Source organism: Pseudomonas sp. DL (assembly GCF_047199225.1).
Lineage (GTDB): Bacteria > Pseudomonadota > Gammaproteobacteria > Pseudomonadales > Pseudomonadaceae > Pseudomonas > Pseudomonas aeruginosa.
In genome coordinates this window covers 3,556,880-3,575,780 of sequence record NZ_CP178323.1, presented here as the reverse complement: position 1 = coordinate 3,575,780, position 18,901 = coordinate 3,556,880, and the positions used below count along the sequence as shown (strand labels likewise).

The following is an 18,901-nucleotide window of genomic DNA, read 5'->3' as shown; positions in this document are numbered from 1 at the left end:
GGCGCGGCGAGTCGAAACATATCCCTGTTTCCTCGAAGTCATCGTCCTTGATCGCCAGGGCGGGCCTGGGAGCCCGGCTAGCATACGTGGCGGCCGAAGCCGGTGGAATGCTGGCGAAATGGCGGCTCATGTCCGGGGCGCGTTCGCCCGCCGTTGTGAAAGTGCGGCGTAGAGAGGCGGGTTTGCTAGAATCGCCCGTCGCCGAGTGAGGAGTGGTTCATGTTGCCAAGACCGTTGGTTGGGTTGGCCTTCGTTTTGTCGTCTTTTATCCAGTCTGTTTCCGCTGCTGAAATTTCCTATAGCCGTGACGTCCAGCCGATCTTTACCGCCAAGTGCGTCGCCTGCCACGCCTGCTACGATTCGCCCTGCCAGCTCAACCTGAGCAGCGCCGAGGGCGCGCAGCGCGGCGCCAACCAGCTGCCGGTCTACGACGGCACTCGGACCAAGGCGCAGGAAACCACCCGCCTGTACCTCGATGCGCACGGTGCCGACGCCTGGCGGCGCAAGGACTTCTGGTCGGTGCTCGAACCGCAGGACGGCCAGGCCGCACTGATGGCGCGGATGCTCGAGCTTGGCCACAGCCAGCCGTTGCAGCCGAATGCGAAGATCCCCGAAGGCCTGGACATTTCGATCAACCGCGCCAACCAGTGCCCGACGCCGGCCAGCATCGATGCGTTCATCCGCAAGAACCCAGGTTCCGGCATGCCTTTCGCGGTGGCCGGGCTGAGCGACGACGAATACGCCACCTTGCAGAAGTGGCTGGCCGCGGGCGCCCCGGTCGACCAGCAGCCGTTGCGGCCGACCGCCGCCGAGGCGCGCCAGGTGGCCAGCTGGGAGCGTTTCCTCAACCAGCCTGGGGCCAAGCAGAGCCTGGTCTCGCGCTGGCTCTACGAGCACCTGTTCCTGGCGCACCTGTATTTCCCGGAGCAGGGCGCGCCCGGCCACTTCTTCCAGCTGGTGCGTTCGCGCACGCCCAGCGGCCAGCCGATCGACCCGATCCCGACCCGGCGTCCCAACGACGATCCGGGCAACAGCTTCTATTACCGCCTCTGGCCGATCCAGGGCGTGATCGTACACAAGACGCACATCACCTATCCGCTGACGGCGAAGAAGCTGGAACGCGTCCAGGAGCTGTTCTTCGGCACCCAGTGGAACACCGACAAGGTTCCCGGCTACGGCGTGCAGAGCCGTGCCAACCCGTTCGCCACCTTCGCCGCGATCCCGCCACGGGCGCGCTACCAGTTCATGCTGGACAACGCCGAATACTTCACCCGTACCTTCATCCGCGGGCCGGTGTGCCGTGGACAGATCGCCACCGACGTGATCCGCGACAACTTCTGGGTGGTATTCCAGGACCCCGAGCAGGACCTGTTCGTCACCGACGCCAACTTCCGCGCGCAGAGCGAGCCGCTGCTGGCCTTGCCGGGGCAGATCGACGAGCTGAAGAACCTGCTCGGCCTGTGGAGCGCCTACCGGGACAAGCGCAACGAGTACGAAGACCTGCGCCAGGACGTCTACGCCGACGCGCCGCCGCCGACCTGGAACACGATCTGGCACGGCAACGACAACGCCCTGCTGAGCATCTTCCGCCAGTTCGACAGCGCCTCGGTGCGCAAGGGCCTGCTTGGCGAGGTACCGCAGACCCTGTGGCTGATGGACTACCCGCTGTTCGAGCGAACCTACTACGGGCTGGTGGTGAACTTCGATGTCTTCGGCAACGTCTCGCACCAGGCGCAGACGCGGCTGTACTTCGACCTGATCCGCAACGGCGCCGAGCAGAACTTCCTCCGCCTGATGCCGGTCGACGCGCGCCAGCCGTTGCTCGACGACTGGTACCAGAACAGCGGCAAGCTGAAGATGTGGATGGACTACCAGGCCTTCGACGACGACACGCCGAGCGCGCTGGGATTGCCGGAGAAGCAGCCGAAGAAGGCCTTCGCCGAAGAACTGCTGCGTCGCTACGGCGACCTCAATGCGCGTCCCGACCCGATCAACCGCTGCCTGGACGGCAACTGCTATCGACCGGGCATCGACCGCGAACTGCAGGACGCCGAGCAGGCCTTCAGTCGCCTGGTGAGCCGGCCGGCGGCCGGCCTCAAGGTCATCGAGCGCTTCCCCGAGGCGACCATGCTGCGGATACGTACGTCCAGCGGCAAGCGCGAGGTCTATACCGTGCTGCGCAACCGCGCGCACAGCAATGTCGCCTTCATGCTCGGCGAGTCGCTGCGCTACCAGCCGGGCCTGGACACCCTGACGATCTACCCGGGCGTGCTGTCCAGCTACCCGAACTTCATGTTCGATCTGCCGGCGACGGATGCCGAGGCCTTCGTCGGCGCCCTGGAGGCGGCGAAGAGCGGCGAGGACTTCGACAAGGTGGTCGAACGCTGGGGCGTGCGCCGCAGCAATCCGCAGTTCTGGAGCTACTTCCACGATCTCGAGGCGTACATCCGCGAAACCGAGCCGGTCGAGGCGGGCGCACTGGACATGAACCGCTACGAGAACCTCTGAGTCTCGCGACCCGCTCCACAAGGGGCGGGTCGGTTATCGCGAATTATTCCTACTAATTTACTAGGGCTTTATCCGCAAGTACCGATTGGCGTAAACTGTCGGCATATTTGCGAGGAGTTGCCATGAGCGCCATCACCATTACCGAAGCTGCCCAAGCGTATCTGGCCGAGTTGCTGGAGAAGCAGAGCACCCCGGGTATCGGCATTCGTATCTTCATCACCCAGCCGGGTACCCAGTACGCGGAAACCTGCATCGCCTACTGCAAGCCGGGCGAGGAAAAGGTCGAGGACACCGCCATCGCCCTGAAGGACTTCACTGCCTGGATCGATGCGGTCAGCGAGCCCTTCCTCGAAGATGCGGTGGTGGACTACGCCACCGACCGCATGGGCGGCCAGCTGACCATCAAGGCGCCGAACGCCAAGGTGCCGATGGTCAACGAGGACAGCCCGATCACCGAACGCATCAACTACTACCTGCAGACCGAGATCAATCCCGGGCTGGCCAGCCACGGCGGACAGGTGAGCCTGGTCGACGTGGTCGAGGACAACATCGCCGTGTTGCGTTTCGGCGGCGGTTGTCAGGGCTGCGGGATGGTCGACATGACCCTCAAGGATGGCGTCGAGAAGACCCTGATCGAGCGTATTCCCGAACTGAAGGGCGTGCGCGACGTGACCGACCACAGCAACAAGGAGAACGCCTACTACTGAGGCGTTTCCGTAAGGCAGAAGAGGCGACCGCAAGGTCGCCTTTTTCGTTGCCGGCGTTTCAGCGCGACAGCGTCCGCGTTCGCCGTACCGGCCAGAGCAGTGCCAGCGCCACCAGCAGCGCCGGCCAGACCAGCAGGTTCACCGCGTTCCAGCCAAGGCTGGTGATCAGGGCGCCGGAGCCGAACGACATCAGCGCCGCCACCAGGCTGTTGCCTTGCTCCATCAATCCTTGCGCGGCGCCGCGCTCGCTTTCGGCGTGGCCCTCGCCGAGCAGGGTGGTGCCGGCGATGAGCATCAGGTTCCAGCCGCTGCCCAGGGCCAGCGAACTGAGCAGGAAATGCGTGACCGACTGCCCGTCCAGGGCGATGCCGGCACTTGCGGCGAGCAGGAACGCGCCGAGCAGGGCGACGCGACGGTTGCCGATGCGGTCGACCAGCGGTCCGGCGAAGAACGCCGGAAGGAACATTCCCAGCACGTGCCACTGGATGACCCGACTCGACTGTTCCAGCGGCAGGCCGCAGAAGCTCATGGCCAGCGGCGTGGCGTTCATGATCAGGATCATCAACCCGTGTCCGGTCGCGGTGCAGGCGATGGCCGCGCGGACCACCGGCCGCCGCAACAGGCCGCCTATGTCGCGCCAGGCGAGTCGTGCCGGGCGTGGCGCCTGGCCTTCGCGGAGCAGAGCCATCAGCAGCAGGCCGGCGAGGGCCAGCACGGCGATCAGCAGATAGGCGCCGACGAAGGGCTGGGCCAGCGCGTTGCGCGACCACAGCGCCAGGCTCGGCGCCAGCAGCGCGGCGAGTACTCCGCCGGCGAGCACGTAGGCGCTGGCGCGGCCTTTCCGCCCGGCATCCACCGCCTCCAGCGCGGCGAACCGGTAGTACATGGCCGAGGCCTGGTAGACCCCGATGCCCAGCGCGCCGAGACAGAACCAGAGGAAATCGCCAGTCCAGACACCGGCGGCGCAGACCAGGCCGCCGAGCACGCCGCCGCCGGCGCCGAGCATCAGCCCGGGACGTCGGCCGTGGCGCTGCATGAAGTGCGACAACGGCTGCACCGCCAGCAGGTTGCCCAGCACCAGCAGGGCCAGGGGCAGGGTAGCCAGGCTGTTCAACGGCGCCAGCTGGACGCCGACCAGGGCGGTCAGGGTTATGCCGATCAGCGAGCAGGACCAGTACAGGGCCTGGCCGCAGAACAGCAGGAGCAGGGTCGGGTTGCGTAGCAGCATGGCGTCACTCCGGACAACCGCCGGGCCTGACGACGCGTCGGCTGGAGGCAGGCTGACGGACCAGCGCATCCCGCGGACGCCTTGGCCGGGCCAGCAGTTCGCCGCCGCAGTTCGGGCACTGGCCGCCCAGGCGGGTCGTCGCGCAATCGCGGCAGAAGGTGCACTCGAAGGTGCAGATCAGCGCGTCGCCGCTGTCGCCGGGCAGGTCGCGGTCGCAGCACTCGCAGTTGGGGCGCAGTTCCAGCATGGGAAGGTCCTCGGTGGGAGCGTCAGGCCAGCATGCCGAAGCGTTCGGCGTATTCCTGGGGGCTGACCGAAAGATGCTTGTGGAACGTCCGCCGGAGGTTTTCCGGATGGCCGAAGCCGCACAGCCGGGACACCGTGGCGATCGACGCCTGGGCGTCCTGCAGCAGGGCGCGCGCGGCCTCCAGGCGAACCCGCTCGACGTAGCGACCGGGCGCCACGCCCAGTTCCTGGAGAAATACCCGGGACAGCGTACGCGGGCTCATGCAGGCCTGGTCGGCGAGGGCTTCCAGGGACAGGTCGCCGGCGAGGTTGGCGGGAATCCACTCCAGCAGCGCGGCCAGGCGCGGGGTGCGGCTCGGTTCCGGGGTCAGCCAGGCGCTGAACTGGGCCTGGCCGCCAGGACGCTTGAGGAACATCACCAGGCGTCGCGCGACGCTGAGCGCCAGGCTGCGGCCGAGGTCGGCCTCGACCAGCGCCAGGGCCAGGTCGATTCCCGCCGTGACGCCGGCCGAGGTGAAGATGTGGGCGTCGCCGTCGCGGCACCGCGGGTCGTAGGTGTGCAGGCGGTCGCCTTGCACATGGACGCCGGGAAACCCCTGGCGCAGCGTCGCCACGTCGGCCCAGTGGGTGGTCGCTGGGTGCCCGTCGAGAACCCCGGCGGCGGCCAGGATCAGCGCTCCCGAACACACCGAGCCGAGCCGCCGTATGCGCGGTTCGGCGGCTTTCAGCCAGGCGAGCAGGTCGGCGTTGCGGGTCTGCGCCTCGACACCGAGGCCGCCGGGCACCAACAGGGTGTCCAGGCTTTCCGGCGGACAGTCGCGCCAGGCGAGGTCGGCGCAGATGCGGATGCCCGCGGAACTGGGCACCGCTTCGCTACGCTCGCCGAGCACCTGTATCCGGTAGAAAGGCGGCAGACCCTGGCGCTGGCGTTCGACGTTGGCCGAGGCGAATACCTGCAGCGGTCCGGTCACGTCCAGGCTCATCACGTCGGGATAGATCAGGCAGGCAATCAGGCGTGGTTCGGGCATGGCATGACCTCATGGCGATGGCGGCAGTCTGGCGTCCTTCGGACCTGGCCGCAATGCCAGTTGGCCCACGGATCTTGCCATTCGCTCGCCGGGGCGTCCCGCTGCGCCGATGGCTGGTATCGCCTCGGCACGCCGCATGCCCTATTGTCTGGTAACGGGTGATGGCTTTTTGACTCATCGCTGTAGAGGCGCCAGGGTATTGTCGTCCAGGCCTGTTCCAGCGTTCGGTCCGAGGTAGGGGAGTCAGCATGCTTGCACGCGACGGCCTGGTACAGGCTGGTCTGCCGGATAATCCGTATGCGCGCCAGTTGCGCAACGGTTTTCGTTGGTTGCGGTTCGAAAAGGAGCTGGAAAACGAGTTTCGCGAGTTTCTCAGTTGGAACTCGCTGATGCAGCGGCGTGCTGCCATCGGGGTGGCGTTCCTGATCTGGACGCTGTTCATCGTGGCCGACTGGTTGATGGTGGACATCCGCCTGCATCCCAACCTGTTCGAGCAACTGCTGGGCGTGCGCCTGGGAATGATCGGCCTGCTGCTGGTGGTCTGGCCGGCGGCCTTCCTGCCCAGCCTGCGCAAGGTCGGCGATGCCATCGCGCCCTACTGCCTGCTGCTGATCAACCTGGCGGTGCTGGCCTGCGACGTGCTGTTCGAGTGGCATGGGGTGCCACGCTTCACCCAGTTGGGCGCGACCCTGGGCATCCTCGCGGTGTTCTTCCCGCTCGGCCTGGCGTTCTGGGCCTGCGTGCGCCTGGCGTTGCTGTGCCTGGCCCTGAACCTGGCGGTATTCCTGCTCTTCGGCGGCGAAGAGAACCTGCGCACCAACCTGCTGAATACGCTCTACAACGGCCTGGTGGTCTTGATCTGTTCGTTCGCCCTGTACCTGCAGGACTACGCCCAGCGCGAGCAGTTCCTCGGCCGGCGGCTGCTGGGCATGATGGCCGAACAGGACAGCCTCACCGGCCTGGTCAACCGGCGCTACTACGAGCTGCTCGCCCAGCGGGCCCTGGAGCAGGGCGCCCGCGAGGAAAAGGGGGTGGCGCTGATCCTGGTGGATGTCGACGACTTCAAGGCTTACAACGACCATTACGGGCATCCGGCCGGCGATGCCGCCCTGCGCCAGCTTGGCGTCGTGCTCCGGCAGGGCGCGCGGCGGCCGCTGGATATCGCCGCGCGCCTGGGCGGGGAGGAGTTCGCCGTGTTGCTCTACGACAGCGAGGAGGGCAACACCCTGGCCATCGCCGAGCGCCTGCGGCAGGCGGTGGAGGCGCTGGGCATCGAGCACCTGGGCTCCAGCGCCGGCCCCTGCCTGACCATCAGCCTGGGGGTGGCCTATTCGACCTCAGGCATGGGCCTGGACGCGCTCTATCGCGAGGCCGATCGCGCGCTCTACGAGGCCAAGGATGCAGGGCGCAACGCGGTGCGCGTGGCGTTCCGGCAGCACGACCGCCTCGAATAGAGGAAACGAAAAAAGGCGCCCGTGGGCGCCTTTCGTCGTATGGAGCGGCTCAGCCTTGGCTGGGCATACTCCAGTCCTGCAGGTTGTAGCCGTTGTGGCTGAGTTCTTCGCGTGCCTGTTGCAGCAGGCCGGCAAGCTGCTCCGGATCGGAGTAGGCGGAGCTCGGAATGCGCGCACGGCCCAGCAGGCGGGTGCCAGTGCGATCGACTACGGACAGGCTCAGGCCGCCGTCACTGCCTAGCTCGGACCAGGCAACGCACTGGTATGGCTGGAAGGCGCGCCCGGTGATCAGCAAAGCCTCGTTGAAACGGAGCGTAGCGTTCATGGGAGTCGGTCTCTCTCGTTCATGTCTGTGTGGAACATGGGTGGCGCTTCCCGGCTCCACCGTGTTCGGTCACGCTAACTGATGCTTTCGAAAGCGAAAAAGTCACGGCGTGGCGCGTTTGTGCAACAGGTTGTCGCTTTTTCGAAGGGTTTTAGCGTGCCGAAGCGGCTAGGCGCGGTGTTTTGTCGCAGAACTCCAGGAGGGCGGCCAGGCCGCCTTGCGCTCGCCGCCCGCGCCTGCACAGCCTAGAATGGCGGCCCACCTGTGGCAGCGGACCGCTTCGCATGGATATCGACCTCGCCCGTACCTTCCTGGAGATCGCCCGCAGCGGTAGCTTCGTCGCTGCCGCGGAACGCCTGCACCTGACCCAGACCGCCGTCACCGCGCGCATCCAGAACCTCGAAGGGCAACTCGGCTGCCGGCTGTTCGTGCGCAACCGCGCGGGCGCGCGCCTGACCGCCGACGGCGAGCACTTCCTCGGCTACGCCAGCCAACTGGTGCAGACCTGGGATGCGGCGCGACGCGACCTGCCGCTGCCGGACGGCTTCCGCAACCTGCTCAACCTCGGCGGCGAGGTCAGCCTGTGCAATCCGCTGCTGCTTAACTGGATGCGGCGCCTGCGCGAGGCGATTCCCGGCCACGCCGTGCGGGTCGAGATCGGCCAGGGTGCCGACCTGCTCAAGCAACTGGAGCAGGGCGCGCTGGACGCCGCGCTGGTCTACCAGCCGGAATACTGGCCGGGGCTGCAGGTCGAGCAGTTGCTGGAGGAAAAGCTGGTGATGGTGCGTTCCGTGCTATCCGCGGAGCCTTATCTGTATGTCGACTGGGGCCCGGATTTCCGCAGCCAGCACGATGCCGCGCTGCCGGACCGGGCCAAGGCCGCGCTAGCCTGCAACCTCGGTCCGCTGGCCCTGCAGTACATCATGCAGAACGGCGGCAGCGGTTATTTCCGTACCCGGGTGGTGAGCAGCTACCTGGATGGCGGCACCCTGCAACGGGTCGAGCAGGCGCCGGAGTTCGCCTACCCGACCTACCTGGTGTACTCCCGCGAGCGCCTGTCGCCGACCCTGCGCCATGCGTTCCAGTTGCTGCGCGAAGTGGTCCGCGAGGACAGCGACTGGTCGCAGCGCTGGGACTACGTGATCTGATCGGCCTGGCCCAGGTGCTGCAGCCAGTTGCGGTAGAGCGCGGCGATCAGGTCGGTCTGGCTGACGATGCCGACCAGGTAGCCGGCCTCGTTGAGCACCGGCAGGCAGTGCAGGCCTTCGTCGGATAGCAGCGAGACCAGTTCGACGGCGTGGGTGTCGGCCTGTACGCAGACCACCGGGGTGGTCATGATCGTCTTCAGCTTGGTCCCGCGCAGGAAGCGCAGGCGCTTGAACGGGCTGCCGTCGGGGCGGAAGTGCTTGAGCAGGTCGCTCTGGGTGACGATGCCGGCCAGCCGCCGATGCTCGTCGAGCACCGGCAGGGCCTTCAGACGGTGTTCCTGCAACTGCTTCCAGGCGTCGTCGATGAAGGTCTCGGTGCTGGCGGTCTGCACGTCGCGGGACATGATCCGTGCCGCGGTCAGCTCGCCCATGCGCCGGCGCAAGGCGTAGCGCTCGGTATGGTGGATCAGTCGCTCGAGGTCGTCGCGGGTGATGTCGACGTATTCGCCGAAGTCCTGCAGCGCCTGGTCCAGGTCCCGGGCGGAGAAGTCCGTACGCGCGCTCGGCGCCAGGTCGCGGGTGCCATGGAGATTGGCCCGCGGCGACTGGTAGGGGCGCGGGTAGGGAGAGCGCATCAGGTTGTTGTAGAGCAGCGCGCAGCCGATCAGCACCAGGGTGGAGAGCAGGATCGGCCAGACCACGTCGATGCCGAGTTCGCTCAGGGACGGGTTGAGGGCCACGCTCAGGGCCAGCGCGCAGCTCGGCGGATGCAGGCAGCGCAGGGCGAACATCAGCAGCATGCCGAGGGCCATGCCGACCAGGGCCGGGGCCAGATCGTGTCCGAACCAATAGGCGCTGAGGCCGCCGGCCAGGGCGGCGACCAGGTTGCCGCCGAGCATCGACCAGGGTTGCGCCAGGGGGCTGGAGGCGAGGGCGAACAGTAGTACGGCGGATGCGCCGAGCGGCGCTGCCAGGCGCAGCGCCAGCTCGCTGCCGAACAACGCCTGGCAGGCGAATACCGCGGCGAGCGCGCCGATGCAGGCGCCGAGTCCGGCGCGCAGGCAGTCGCGTGGTCGGGCGTTCAGGGTCAGGGGGCGGAAGCCTTTCAGCCAGGTGCGTACGGCGGTGCTGGGGGAGTCGTTCATGGAACTCTTCGAAGCGAAAGAAAGGGGCCGTTGCCGGCCCCGTAAGGCACTTTCGTGCTGGAGGCATCCATCCCTGGATGATGGAGTCGGTTCAGGCGAGGAACGGCGGGCCGGCGGCCTCGCGGGATTCCTCGAGGGGGCGGACCACCTGCCGGCAGATCTTGCCGGTATCCCGGGCGACCCGGCGGGCGGCCTCGGGATCGTCGGCGAACGGCAGCAGGGCGGCCTGCTCGCGTTCCTCGCGGGTACTGCCGGCGAGGCTGAGGGCGAGGCCGAGCGCCAGGGTGGAGAGGCACAGCAGGGACAACAGCATGTTCAGGCCCCCTGGCCGGCCGCCAGGACCGGCTGCCGCTGGTCCTGCGCGCTGCGCAGGGTCCGCCAGGTGTTGTAGGCCATCAGCAGCATGCCGCTGGCGAAGGTGGCGCCGCCGAGCAGGCGCACCACGTAGCCCGGATGGCTGGCCACCAGTGCCTCGACGAACGAGTAGGTGAGCGTGCCGTCCTCGTTGATCGCCCGCCACATCAGGCCCTGGGTGATGCCGTTGACCCACATCGAGGCGATGTACAGCACGGTGCCGATGGTGGCCAGCCAGAAGTGCGCGTTGATCAGGCCGACGCTGTGCATCCGCTCGCGGCCCCAGAGTTTCGGGATCATGTGGTAGAGCGTGCCGATGGAGATCATCGCCACCCAGCCGAGGGCGCCGGCGTGGACATGGCCGATGGTCCAGTCGGTGTAGTGGGACAGCGAGTTGACCGTCTTGATCGCCATCATCGGGCCTTCGAAGGTGGACATGCCGTAGAACGCCAGGGACACCACCAGGAAGCGCAGGATCGGGTCGTCGCGCAACTTATGCCAGGCCCCGGAGAGGGTCATCATGCCGTTGATCATGCCGCCCCAGCTCGGTGCCAGGAGGATCAGCGACATCACCATGCCGAGCGACTGCGCCCAGTCCGGCAGCGCGGTGTAGTGCAGGTGGTGCGGACCGGCCCAGATGTAGATCGAGATGATCGCCCAGAAATGCACGATGGACAGGCGATAGGAGTAGATCGGTCGCCCGGCCTGCTTGGGCACGAAGTAGTACATCATGCCGAGGAAGCCGACCGAGAGGATGAAGCCGACCACGCTGTGCCCGTACCACCACTGGATCATCGCGTCGGTGGCGCCGGAATAGGCCGAGTAGGACTTGCCCAGGCTCACCGGCAGCAATGCGTGGTTCACCATATGGACCATCGCGGTGACGATGATGAAGGCGCCGTAGAACCAGTTGCCGACGTAGATGTGCTTCACCTTGCGACGGGCGATGGTGCCGAAGAACAGGTAGGCATAGACCACCCAGACGATCGCCATCCACAGCGCCAGCGGCCATTCCATCTCGGCGTATTCCTTGGAGGTGGTATAGCCCAGCGGGTAGCTGACGATCATCCCCACGATCGCCGCCTGCCAGCCCCAGAACACGAAGCGCGCCAGGGCATCGGAGATCAGCCGCACGCCGCTGGTGCGCTGCACCACGTAGAAGGATGTGGCGAACAACGCGCTGCCGCCGAAGGCGAAGATCACCAGGCTGGTGTGGATCGGGCGGATGCGGCCGAAGCTGGTCCAGGGCAGGTCGAGGTTGAGCGCCGGCCAGACCAACTGGGCGGCGATGAACACCCCCAGGCCCATGCCGAGGATGCCCCAGACCAGGGTCATCAGGGTGAACTGGCGGACGACGTCGTAGTTGTAGCCGTCCGGATCTTTTCTGCTATCCGTATCGTTCATGGTCGCTGGCACGCCGGGCCCCGGGGTCCGGCCGGCTGGCGAGCAGGCGCGACCCTCGGGTCCTCGTTGGGTTATCGGTATTTTTCTGGGTATCCCGTTGCCGGGTCGATGGAGTGCGGAGGTCGGATCTTCGTCTGGAAGGCTCGGAACAGACGGCTCATGGCACTGGTGGACATTCTAGGAGGGGAGCTTTATTCGTCTCCAACGAATAATGTTGCTATTACAGTGCAAAATTATTGAATTGAAACGGAGGGGGACTTCCGGGGCAGGGCGCACAACCGCTTCGTGGGATGTGCGCCAGGGCGGCTATCCGCCCTCCGCGATGGTGCTGCCGGCGATGGCAGGCTCAGCCAGTCTTTTTCTTCTTCGGCAGCAGGCGCTTGACCAGCAGCACCCCCGCCAGCACCACCGCGCCGGCGACGATGCCGAACAGGAAGTTCAGCAGGGTCGGGGTGATCGCCGCCAGCAATGGGCCCAGCGTGGCGATGCCGGCGACGCTCTGCGCGGCCTGTTCGATGGCGTGGTGGACCACCGGGATACCGTGGGTGAGGATGCCGCCGCCGACCATGAACATCGCCGCCATGCCGACCACCGACAGGCCTTTCATCAGGTACGGCGCGGTGCGCAGGATGGCGCCGCCGAGCCCTTGGGCGAAGCCGCTGTCGCGCTTGGACAGATAGAGGCCGGCGTCGTCCAGCTTGACGATGCCGGCGACCAGGCCGTAGACGCCGATGGTCATCACCAGGGCGATGCCGACCAGCACCAGCACCTGGGTGGTGAAGCTGGATTCGGCGACGGTACCGAGGGTGATGGCGATGATTTCCGCGGAGAGGATGAAGTCGGTACGGATCGCGCCGCCGATCTTCTGCTTTTCCAGGGCGGCCACGTCGACATTGGCCGCCAGCGCTGCCTCGTCGGCGTGCTCGTCGTCATGGGGCAGGTATTTGTGGGCGATCTTCTCGAAGCCTTCGAAGCACAGGTAGGCGCCACCGAGCATCAGCAGCGGGATCACCGCCCAGGGCGCGAAGGCGCTGATCAACAGCGCGGCGGGAACGAGGATCGCCTTGTTCCGCAGCGAGCCCTTGGCTACCGCCCAGACCACCGGCAGTTCGCGGTCGGCGTTGACCCCGGTGACCTGCTGGGCGTTGAGGGCCAGGTCGTCGCCGAGGACACCGGCGGTCTTCTTCGCGGCGACCTTGGTCATCAGCGAGACGTCGTCGAGCACCGCGGCAATATCGTCGAGGAGGGTGAGGAGGCTGGCTCCGGCCATCTTGGGTTTCCTTACTGGGTGGTGGGCACCGCCATCTTGGCGGGGTGTGTATTTGACACCGGATCGCGGCGGCGGAACAGTGCCTCGCGTTGGAGCGCGGGAGCCGCCGCACAGTTCATTGCGCAGGCGTTCGAGCGAGGTTTGCCAGGGCCAGGCGGGCGATGGCCAGCTCGGCTTCGGTCTCCTCGCGACTGCCGTCCTCGTCGAACCAGGCCGCCGAGAGTCCGGTCCAGGCCAGGATCCATTGCAGCAGGCGGCGGCGCTGCAGGCCGCTGGCGGCGATTACGATCTCCAGCTGGCGCTCGAAACGGCCGGGCGCCTGGGCGGTCTTCGCGTCGGGATTGGTGAACAGGTTGGCGTAGTCGTAGCCGCGCTCGCCGTAGAGCCGCTTGGGGTCGATGACTTGCCAGCCGCGCTCGCCGAAGTCGAGCACATTGCCGTGGTGGATGTCGCCATGCAGCGGGCGCTGTTCGCGAGCGGTCTCCAGCAGGTAGCGGGCGGCATTCGCGCAGTCGACGTAGAGCCCGCCGTAGCGGCGCTCGGCGGCATACAGCGAGTCGAACCAGCGCTCCAGCGGGGTCAGCTCCGGCAACGGACCCGGGCGCGGGGCATGGATGCGTTCGATGGCCTGGCAGAGGATACGCGTAGCCTCGTCGTCGTCGCCGCGCCTGACCATTTCCAGCAGCGAGCGCCCGCCGGTGGCACGCTCCATCAGCAGCGCCTGGTGGTCGTAGGCCAGCACCCTGGCCGCGCCCTGGCCGTCCCACCAGTTGAGCAGTACGTGGCCGAAACGCTCTTCTTCGGCACTGGATATCTTCAGCATCGCCGCTGCGCCGCGATGGCGCACCGGCAGCAGGCGGCTGCTGTGGGTGGCGAAGGGCTCGCCGTCGGGTTGCAACGCCCAGCGCTCGAGGTAGGGCGAGAAATCGAGGGATTCGTTCACGGTCGGTCTCAGGCGCCCAGGCGCTGCTGGATGAAGTCGAGGAAGCACTGGATGCGCAGCGCCAGTTGCGAGTTGCGATAGTAGACGGCGTGGATCGGTTGCCGGTATTCGCTCATCTGTTCGGCGAACAGCGGCACCAGGCGCCCATCCTGGATATCGCGGTCGGTCATGAAGCTGGCCAGGCAGGCGATGCCCTGGTGGCTCAGGGCCAGTTGGCGGAGCGTCTCGCCGCTGGAGGCAGAGATATCCGGCTGGATCTCCAGGCGATCGCCGTCGGCGTGCACCACCGGCCAGCGGTTGAGATGCTCGGGCTGGGTGAAGCCGAGCAGGGTGTGCCCTCGCAGCCCCTCGATGCTCGCCGGCGTGCCGTGGCGGGCCAGGTACTCCGGGCTGGCGAGGATGTGCAGGCGGCTGGCGCCCAGCGGCCGCGCGTGCAGGGTGGAGTCGCTGAGCGCACCGATGCGGATCGCCACGTCGGTGCGTTGCTCCAACAGGTCGATGATCAGGTCGTTGGTGTTGAGTTCGAGCTGGATGTCCGGGTACAGCCGGCGGAACTCGCCGATGTGCGGCACCACCGCGTGCAGCATGAAGGGCGAGGCGGCGTTGATCCGCAGGCGCCCGGCGGGGCTCTGCCGGCGCAGGGCCAGGCGTTCCTCGAGCGCCTCCATCTGCTGCAGGATCTGCCGTGCCTGGTCGAGGAAGTAGCGGCCTTCCTCGGTCAGCTCCATGCGCCGGGTGGTGCGGTTGAGCAGGGTGGTGCCGAGCTTGTGCTCGAGGCGCGAGAGGGTCCGGCTGACGGCCGAGGCGGTCAGTCCCATCTGTTCCGCGGCGGCGCTGATGGAACCGCTGTCGACTACACTGACGAAGCTTTGCAGTTCATCGGAGTTGGCTTTCATTCGTGACTCCAGGGCAATCATTGCCGAAGCATAGCGATGTTTTCGGCAAGGACTGAAGAGGCACGCGTGCCCGCAGGAGGTTTTCATGCCCGGCCACCACATTACCCTCACCGGAGAAAAGCAGACGCTCCTGATCACCCTCTACGCCAAGGCGCTGGATAGCCGCCTGGACGATTCCATCCTCCATGACCGTTTCGCCGAGGAGGCGGTGCGGCAGATCGACTTCGACTTCTCCAGGGTCGCCCTCGGCAAGGGCAACGAACGGGCCCTGGCCATGCGCTCGCATTACTTCGACCAGGCCTGCCGCGACTTCCTCGGCCGCCATCCCGAGGGGCAGGTGCTCAACCTCGGTTGCGGCCTGGACAGCCGTATCTACCGGGTCGATCCGCCGGCCGAGCTGCCCTGGTTCGACCTTGACTATCCGGAAGTCATGGACCTGCGCGAGCGACTCTACCCGCCGCGCGCCGGCGCCTATCGGGCGCTGCGCCACTCGGTGGACGACGACGGCTGGCTGCAAGGGGTGCCGCGCGAGCGGCCCGCCCTGGTCCTGGCCGAGGGGCTGATGCCTTATCTGCGGGAGTCCCAGGTGCGACGCCTGGTGGAACGCCTGGTCGACCACCTGGGTAGCGGCGAGCTGCTGTTCGACGGCTACGGCCGCCTCGGCATCATGCTGCTGCGCCTGTATCCGCCGCTGCGCGAGACCGGGGCGCAGGTGCATTGGAGCATCGACGACCCGCGCGAACTCGAGCGGTGGCATCCGGCCCTGCGCTTCATCGAGGAGGTCACCGACTATGACCCGCAGGACGTTGCCAAGCTGCCGCAGTCGTCGCGGCTGATGCTGCCGATCTACAACGGCTTCGCCTTCCTGCGGCGGATGGGGCGGCTGATCCGCTACCGTTGGCCCAGGGTCTAGGCGCCGCAGGCGAGGCCGGGGTCAGGCGAGCACCGCCACCGACTTGATCTGCGCCCACAACAGCTGGCCGGGTCGTAGTTGCAACTGGTCCCGCGAGTAACGGGTGATCCGCGCCAGCAGCGGATTGCCGCCGGCATCCAGGCGCACCAGGACGTGGGCCGCGGTGTCGGTATCGACCAATTCCAGGACCCGTACCGGCAGGCGGTTGAGGATGCTGCTCTGGGCGTCGTCGCGCAGGTTCAGGCTGACGTCGCGCGCCTGTACCTTGAAGCGCAGGCGCTTGCCGGGGGCCAGCGGGGCGTGGGCGACGCGCATTTGCAGCGCGCTGCCGGGCAGGACCAGGGTCAGCAGGCCGTAGGCCGGGTCGTGGTCGCTGACCGTGCCCTCGATCACCACCCCGGCATCGTCGTCCAGCGCCAGCGGCAGGTCGACTCGCGCCAGGGTTTCGCCGATCGGCCCGCTGGCGCGGACCTTGCCGTTCTCCAGCAGCACCAGGTGATCGGCCAGGCGCGCCACTTCGTCTGGCGAGTGGCTGACATAGAGCACCGGGATGTCCAGTTCCTCGTGCAGGCGCTCGAGATAGGGCAGGATCTCGCCCTTGCGCTTCAGGTCGAGGGATGCCAGAGGCTCGTCCATCAGCAGCAGGCGCGGGCTGGTGAGGAGGGCCCGGGCGATGCCGACGCGTTGCTGCTCGCCGCCGGAGAGGCGTTCCGGCATGCGTTCCAGCAGGTGCTCGATGCCCAGCAGGGCGCAGGCCTGTTCCAGCTCGACGCGGCGTTCGGCGGCGGCGATGCGCTTGAGACCGAAGGCCAGGTTGCGCCGCACCGTCAGGTGGCGGAACAGGTTGGCATCCTGGAACACGTAGCCGAGGGCACGCCGGTGGGGCGCGACGAAGAGGTTGCGGCGGCTGTCCTGCCAGGTCTCGCCGTTGATCGTCACCTCGCCCTCGGCGGCCTTTTCCAGGCCGGCGATACAGCGCAGGCAGGTGCTCTTGCCGGAGCCTGAATGGCCGAACAGAGCGGTCACGCCACGACCGGGAAGAGCCAGGTCGATGTCCAGTTCGAAGCCGGGGTAGGCGCGGCGGAAGCGCAGGCGCAGGCCGTCCATCTCAGGCCCAGCCCGGCCGGCGGCGCCGGCCCGAATAGAGGGCGAGGAGGACGACGAAGGAGAACGCCACCATGCCGCCGGCCAGCCAGTGGGCCTGGGCGTATTCCATGGCTTCGACGTGATCGAATATCTGCACCGAGACCACGCGGGTTTTCTCCGGGATGTTGCCGCCGATCATCAGCACCACGCCGAACTCGCCGACGGTATGGGCGAAGCCGAGGATCGCGGCGGTGACGAAACCCGGCCGGGCCAGCGGCAGGACCACGCTGAAGAAACGGTCGACGGGGCTCGCGCGCAGGGTCGCGGCAGCCTCCAGCGGTTTCTCGCCGATCGCCTCGAAGGCGTTCTGCAACGGTTGCACGACGAAGGGCAGCGAGTAGAACACCGAACCGACCACCAGACCGGCGAAGGTGAAGGGCAGGGTGCCGAGACCGAGGCTCTGGGTGAGCTGGCCGATGAAACCGTTGGGACCCATGCTGACCAGCAGGTAGAAGCCGATCACCGTCGGCGGCAGCACCAGCGGCAGGGCCACCACCGCGCCGATCGGCCCCTTCAGCCAGGAGCGGGTGCGCGCCAGCCACCAGGCGATGGGCGTGCCGATCAGCAGCAGGAGGAGGGTGGTGAGCGAAGCCAGCTCGATGGTCAGCCAGATGGCCGCCAGGTCCGTACTGTCGAGTGGCAACGCCATGCAGGTCCCGCCTTAGAGTTCGTAGCCGTAGGACTTGATCAGCGCGACGGCCTTGGCGCCCTTCAGGTAGTCGACCAGGGCCTTGGCGGCGGCGTTGTCCTTGCCCTTGTTGAGGATGACCGCGTCCTGGCGGATCGGGTCGTGCAGCTCGGCGGGAACGATCCAGGCCGAGCCGGTTGCGACTTTACCATCCTTGTAGATCTGCGACAGGGCGACGAAGCCCAGTTCGGCGTTGCCGCTGGAAACGAACTGGTAGGCCTGGCTGATGTTCTGGCCTTCCACCAGCTTCGGCCCGAGCGTGGCGGCGAGGCCGAGCTTGTCCATCGCCTGGGTGGCGGCGAGGCCGTAGGGCGCGGTCTTCGGGTTGGCGATGGACAGGTGCCTGAAGCTGCCACTCTTCAGCACCTCACCCTTGGCGTCGACGTAGCCGGCCTTGGGCGACCAGAGTGCCAGGGTGCCGATGGCATAGGTGAAGCGCGAGCCGGGCACGATCTCGCCTTCCTGCTCCAGTTTCGCCGGAGTGCTGTCGTCGGCGGAGAGGAAAACCTGGAACGGAGCGCCGTTCTTGATCTGCGTATAGAACTGGCCGGTGGCGCCGTAGGCGGCAACCAGCCTGTGCCCGGTGTCTTTCTCGAATTCCTTGGCGATGGCCTGGATCGGCGCGGTGAAGTTGGCCGCGACGGCGACCTGCACCTCGTCGGCGCTGGCGGCCAGGGATACGGCGCTGGCGAGGAGGGCGAGCAATAGCTGGGGCAGGCGGGTGGTCATGGAGTGCTCCTGTGGGGGGCGAACGAAGTTGGCGGACGGGGCTGGCGCAAGCTTAGGGGTTCGCTATGGCTTTTGGAATATAGCGCTACGCGGAAATTGATCCGGCGCAAGTCGCTCAGCCGGCCAGCGCGCGGAAACGCCGACGCGGCGCGGCCTCGCCGGGGAGTGCCAGGCAGCCGGCGCAGACCAGGCGGACGATGTTTTCCGCCGCCTGCCGGTAGTCGCTTGCGTCCAGCCCGGCCTGGCCGGTGAGGCGCGCCAGTTGCCAGCCGCCAAGGGCATAGGACTCGGTCATCGCCCACAGGTTGAGCAGCAGGTGGTACGGATCCAGCGGCGCCAGCAGGCCTTCGTCGATCCACTGGCGGATGCGCTCGGCGTTGCGTTCCGCCTGGGCGTCGAGGCGTTCCAGCAGCGGCGCCGGCATGCGCGGCGCGCCGCGCATGATCTCGCAGGAGAAGACTCTGGCCGCGTGCGGCCGCTCGGCGCCGATGCGCATCTTGTTGTCGACGTAGGCGCGTAGCGCCTCGGCGGGCGGCTGGTCGCCGGCGAATGGCCGGGAGGCTTCCAGCAGGGGCTCGACGATGCTGTCCAGCACCGCCTCGTAGAGTTGCGCCTTGGAGCGGTAGTAATAGAGCACGTTGGCCTTCGCCACGCCGGCGCGCTCGGCGACGTCGCTGAGCCGGGCGGCGCTGAAGCCGCAGTCGGCGAAGACTTCGCAGGCGGCGTCGAGGATCAGTTGCAGGTTGCGTTGGCGGATCTTCTTCATCGG

At 67.2% G+C, this 18,901-nt stretch carries 19 protein-coding genes; 5 read left to right on the top strand and 14 right to left on the bottom strand.

Features of this window, described 5'->3' with window-relative positions; translation table 11 throughout:
* The first annotated feature begins 219 nt into the window (after positions 1 to 219).
* Together ACI766_RS16500 and nfuA are read left to right on the top strand one after the other, a co-directional pair.
* The gene (locus ACI766_RS16500) at positions 220 to 2,508 is read left to right on the top strand and encodes a fatty acid cis/trans isomerase (protein ID WP_023464640.1); all 2,289 of its coding nucleotides are present in this window, start codon (positions 220 to 222) and stop codon (positions 2,506 to 2,508) included.
* A 122-nt stretch (positions 2,509 to 2,630) separates the two neighbouring features.
* Entirely contained in the window at positions 2,631 to 3,215 is a 585-nt protein-coding gene (nfuA, locus tag ACI766_RS16495; protein ID WP_003088034.1) for a Fe-S biogenesis protein NfuA, read from the top strand.
* 58 nt (positions 3,216 to 3,273) lie between these two features.
* Here nfuA and ACI766_RS16490 read toward each other — a convergent pair whose 3' ends face one another.
* Genes ACI766_RS16490 through ACI766_RS16480 form a run of 3 tightly spaced genes read right to left on the bottom strand, consistent with a single transcriptional unit; the run spans position 3,274 to position 5,717 of the window.
* Complete coding sequence (locus ACI766_RS16490; RefSeq protein ID WP_003113605.1) at positions 3,274 to 4,443, bottom strand: MFS transporter; 1,170 nt, start codon at positions 4,441 to 4,443, stop codon at positions 3,274 to 3,276.
* 4 nt (positions 4,444 to 4,447) lie between these two features.
* A complete protein-coding gene (locus ACI766_RS16485) occupies positions 4,448 to 4,690 on the bottom strand; it encodes a DUF1272 domain-containing protein (protein WP_003088038.1) in 243 nt (80 codons plus the stop codon).
* Positions 4,691 to 4,712: 22 nt separating this feature from the next.
* On the bottom strand, positions 4,713 to 5,717 hold the full coding sequence (locus ACI766_RS16480; RefSeq protein ID WP_003144687.1) for a GlxA family transcriptional regulator: 1,005 nt from the start codon (positions 5,715 to 5,717) through the stop codon (positions 4,713 to 4,715).
* Between the two features lie 248 nt (positions 5,718 to 5,965).
* Between ACI766_RS16480 and ACI766_RS16475 the strand changes: the two genes are divergently transcribed.
* Positions 5,966 to 7,171 (top strand): sensor domain-containing diguanylate cyclase, encoded by a 1,206-nt coding sequence (locus ACI766_RS16475; protein WP_003132751.1) that lies wholly within the window; start codon positions 5,966 to 5,968, stop codon positions 7,169 to 7,171.
* Between the two features lie 49 nt (positions 7,172 to 7,220).
* Here ACI766_RS16475 and ACI766_RS16470 read toward each other — a convergent pair whose 3' ends face one another.
* Positions 7,221 to 7,496 carry a hypothetical protein gene (locus tag ACI766_RS16470; protein WP_003098204.1) on the bottom strand — a complete coding sequence of 92 codons (276 nt, stop codon included), beginning with the start codon at positions 7,494 to 7,496 and terminating at the stop codon, positions 7,221 to 7,223.
* Positions 7,497 to 7,780: 284 nt separating this feature from the next.
* Between ACI766_RS16470 and ACI766_RS16465 the strand changes: the two genes are divergently transcribed.
* Positions 7,781 to 8,644, top strand: a complete 864-nt coding sequence (locus tag ACI766_RS16465) for a LysR family transcriptional regulator (RefSeq protein ID WP_003098205.1) — start codon at positions 7,781 to 7,783, stop codon at positions 8,642 to 8,644.
* On the opposite strand, the gene ACI766_RS16460 is transcribed toward ACI766_RS16465, so the two are convergent.
* From ACI766_RS16460 to ACI766_RS16435, 6 genes are all read right to left on the bottom strand, one after another.
* Positions 8,632 to 9,789: an HPP family protein gene (locus ACI766_RS16460; RefSeq protein WP_003113608.1), complete on the bottom strand. Its 1,158-nt coding sequence runs from the start codon at positions 9,787 to 9,789 to the stop codon at positions 8,632 to 8,634. The genes ACI766_RS16465 and ACI766_RS16460 overlap by 13 nt on opposite strands.
* A 91-nt stretch (positions 9,790 to 9,880) precedes the next feature.
* Positions 9,881 to 10,102, bottom strand: a complete 222-nt coding sequence (locus ACI766_RS16455) for a hypothetical protein (RefSeq protein ID WP_003098206.1) — start codon at positions 10,100 to 10,102, stop codon at positions 9,881 to 9,883.
* 2 nt (positions 10,103 to 10,104) lie between these two features.
* Positions 10,105 to 11,547, bottom strand: a complete 1,443-nt coding sequence (gene ccoN, locus ACI766_RS16450; RefSeq protein WP_023084377.1) for a cytochrome-c oxidase, cbb3-type subunit I — start codon at positions 11,545 to 11,547, stop codon at positions 10,105 to 10,107.
* Between the two features lie 346 nt (positions 11,548 to 11,893).
* The gene (locus ACI766_RS16445; protein ID WP_003088054.1) at positions 11,894 to 12,817 is read right to left on the bottom strand and encodes a DUF808 domain-containing protein; all 924 of its coding nucleotides are present in this window, start codon (positions 12,815 to 12,817) and stop codon (positions 11,894 to 11,896) included.
* Positions 12,818 to 12,932: 115 nt separating this feature from the next.
* Entirely contained in the window at positions 12,933 to 13,760 is an 828-nt protein-coding gene (locus ACI766_RS16440) for an aminoglycoside phosphotransferase family protein (RefSeq protein ID WP_003098209.1), read from the bottom strand.
* Between the two features lie 8 nt (positions 13,761 to 13,768).
* Complete coding sequence (locus ACI766_RS16435) at positions 13,769 to 14,656, bottom strand: LysR family transcriptional regulator (RefSeq protein WP_003098210.1); 888 nt, start codon at positions 14,654 to 14,656, stop codon at positions 13,769 to 13,771.
* 85 nt (positions 14,657 to 14,741) lie between these two features.
* Here ACI766_RS16435 and ACI766_RS16430 point away from each other — a divergent pair, with 85 nt between their 5' ends.
* The gene (locus tag ACI766_RS16430; protein WP_033986773.1) at positions 14,742 to 15,569 is read left to right on the top strand and encodes a class I SAM-dependent methyltransferase; all 828 of its coding nucleotides are present in this window, start codon (positions 14,742 to 14,744) and stop codon (positions 15,567 to 15,569) included.
* Between the two features lie 21 nt (positions 15,570 to 15,590).
* Here ACI766_RS16430 and modC read toward each other — a convergent pair whose 3' ends face one another.
* From modC to ACI766_RS16410, 4 genes are all read right to left on the bottom strand, one after another.
* Positions 15,591 to 16,676 (bottom strand): molybdenum ABC transporter ATP-binding protein, encoded by a 1,086-nt coding sequence (gene modC, locus ACI766_RS16425; protein ID WP_003098212.1) that lies wholly within the window; start codon positions 16,674 to 16,676, stop codon positions 15,591 to 15,593.
* Position 16,677: 1 nt separating this feature from the next.
* On the bottom strand, positions 16,678 to 17,364 hold the full coding sequence (gene modB / locus ACI766_RS16420; protein WP_003088068.1) for a molybdate ABC transporter permease subunit: 687 nt from the start codon (positions 17,362 to 17,364) through the stop codon (positions 16,678 to 16,680).
* 12 nt (positions 17,365 to 17,376) lie between these two features.
* The gene (modA, locus tag ACI766_RS16415) at positions 17,377 to 18,132 is read right to left on the bottom strand and encodes a molybdate ABC transporter substrate-binding protein (protein ID WP_003098213.1); all 756 of its coding nucleotides are present in this window, start codon (positions 18,130 to 18,132) and stop codon (positions 17,377 to 17,379) included.
* A gap of 115 nt (positions 18,133 to 18,247) precedes the next feature.
* The gene (locus ACI766_RS16410; RefSeq protein WP_003098214.1) at positions 18,248 to 18,898 is read right to left on the bottom strand and encodes a TetR/AcrR family transcriptional regulator; all 651 of its coding nucleotides are present in this window, start codon (positions 18,896 to 18,898) and stop codon (positions 18,248 to 18,250) included.
* Positions 18,899 to 18,901 lie beyond the last annotated feature (3 nt).

Coding starts and splice junctions, on each gene's coding strand:
- ACI766_RS16500 (WP_023464640.1), top strand. CDS start 220: ATGTTGCCAAGACCGTTGGTTGGGTTGGCCTTCGTTTTGTCGTCTTTT.
- nfuA (WP_003088034.1), top strand. CDS start 2,631: ATGAGCGCCATCACCATTACCGAAGCTGCCCAAGCGTATCTGGCCGAG.
- ACI766_RS16490 (WP_003113605.1), bottom strand. CDS start 4,443: ATGCTGCTACGCAACCCGACCCTGCTCCTGCTGTTCTGCGGCCAGGCC.
- ACI766_RS16485 (WP_003088038.1), bottom strand. CDS start 4,690: ATGCTGGAACTGCGCCCCAACTGCGAGTGCTGCGACCGCGACCTGCCC.
- ACI766_RS16480 (WP_003144687.1), bottom strand. CDS start 5,717: ATGCCCGAACCACGCCTGATTGCCTGCCTGATCTATCCCGACGTGATG.
- ACI766_RS16475 (WP_003132751.1), top strand. CDS start 5,966: ATGCTTGCACGCGACGGCCTGGTACAGGCTGGTCTGCCGGATAATCCG.
- ACI766_RS16470 (WP_003098204.1), bottom strand. CDS start 7,496: ATGAACGCTACGCTCCGTTTCAACGAGGCTTTGCTGATCACCGGGCGC.
- ACI766_RS16465 (WP_003098205.1), top strand. CDS start 7,781: ATGGATATCGACCTCGCCCGTACCTTCCTGGAGATCGCCCGCAGCGGT.
- ACI766_RS16460 (WP_003113608.1), bottom strand. CDS start 9,789: ATGAACGACTCCCCCAGCACCGCCGTACGCACCTGGCTGAAAGGCTTC.
- ACI766_RS16455 (WP_003098206.1), bottom strand. CDS start 10,102: ATGCTGTTGTCCCTGCTGTGCCTCTCCACCCTGGCGCTCGGCCTCGCC.
- ccoN (WP_023084377.1), bottom strand. CDS start 11,547: ATGAACGATACGGATAGCAGAAAAGATCCGGACGGCTACAACTACGAC.
- ACI766_RS16445 (WP_003088054.1), bottom strand. CDS start 12,817: ATGGCCGGAGCCAGCCTCCTCACCCTCCTCGACGATATTGCCGCGGTG.
- ACI766_RS16435 (WP_003098210.1), bottom strand. CDS start 14,656: ATGAAAGCCAACTCCGATGAACTGCAAAGCTTCGTCAGTGTAGTCGAC.
- ACI766_RS16430 (WP_033986773.1), top strand. CDS start 14,742: ATGCCCGGCCACCACATTACCCTCACCGGAGAAAAGCAGACGCTCCTG.
- modC (WP_003098212.1), bottom strand. CDS start 16,676: ATGGACGGCCTGCGCCTGCGCTTCCGCCGCGCCTACCCCGGCTTCGAA.
- modB (WP_003088068.1), bottom strand. CDS start 17,364: ATGGCGTTGCCACTCGACAGTACGGACCTGGCGGCCATCTGGCTGACC.
- modA (WP_003098213.1), bottom strand. CDS start 18,132: ATGACCACCCGCCTGCCCCAGCTATTGCTCGCCCTCCTCGCCAGCGCC.
- ACI766_RS16410 (WP_003098214.1), bottom strand. CDS start 18,898: ATGAAGAAGATCCGCCAACGCAACCTGCAACTGATCCTCGACGCCGCC.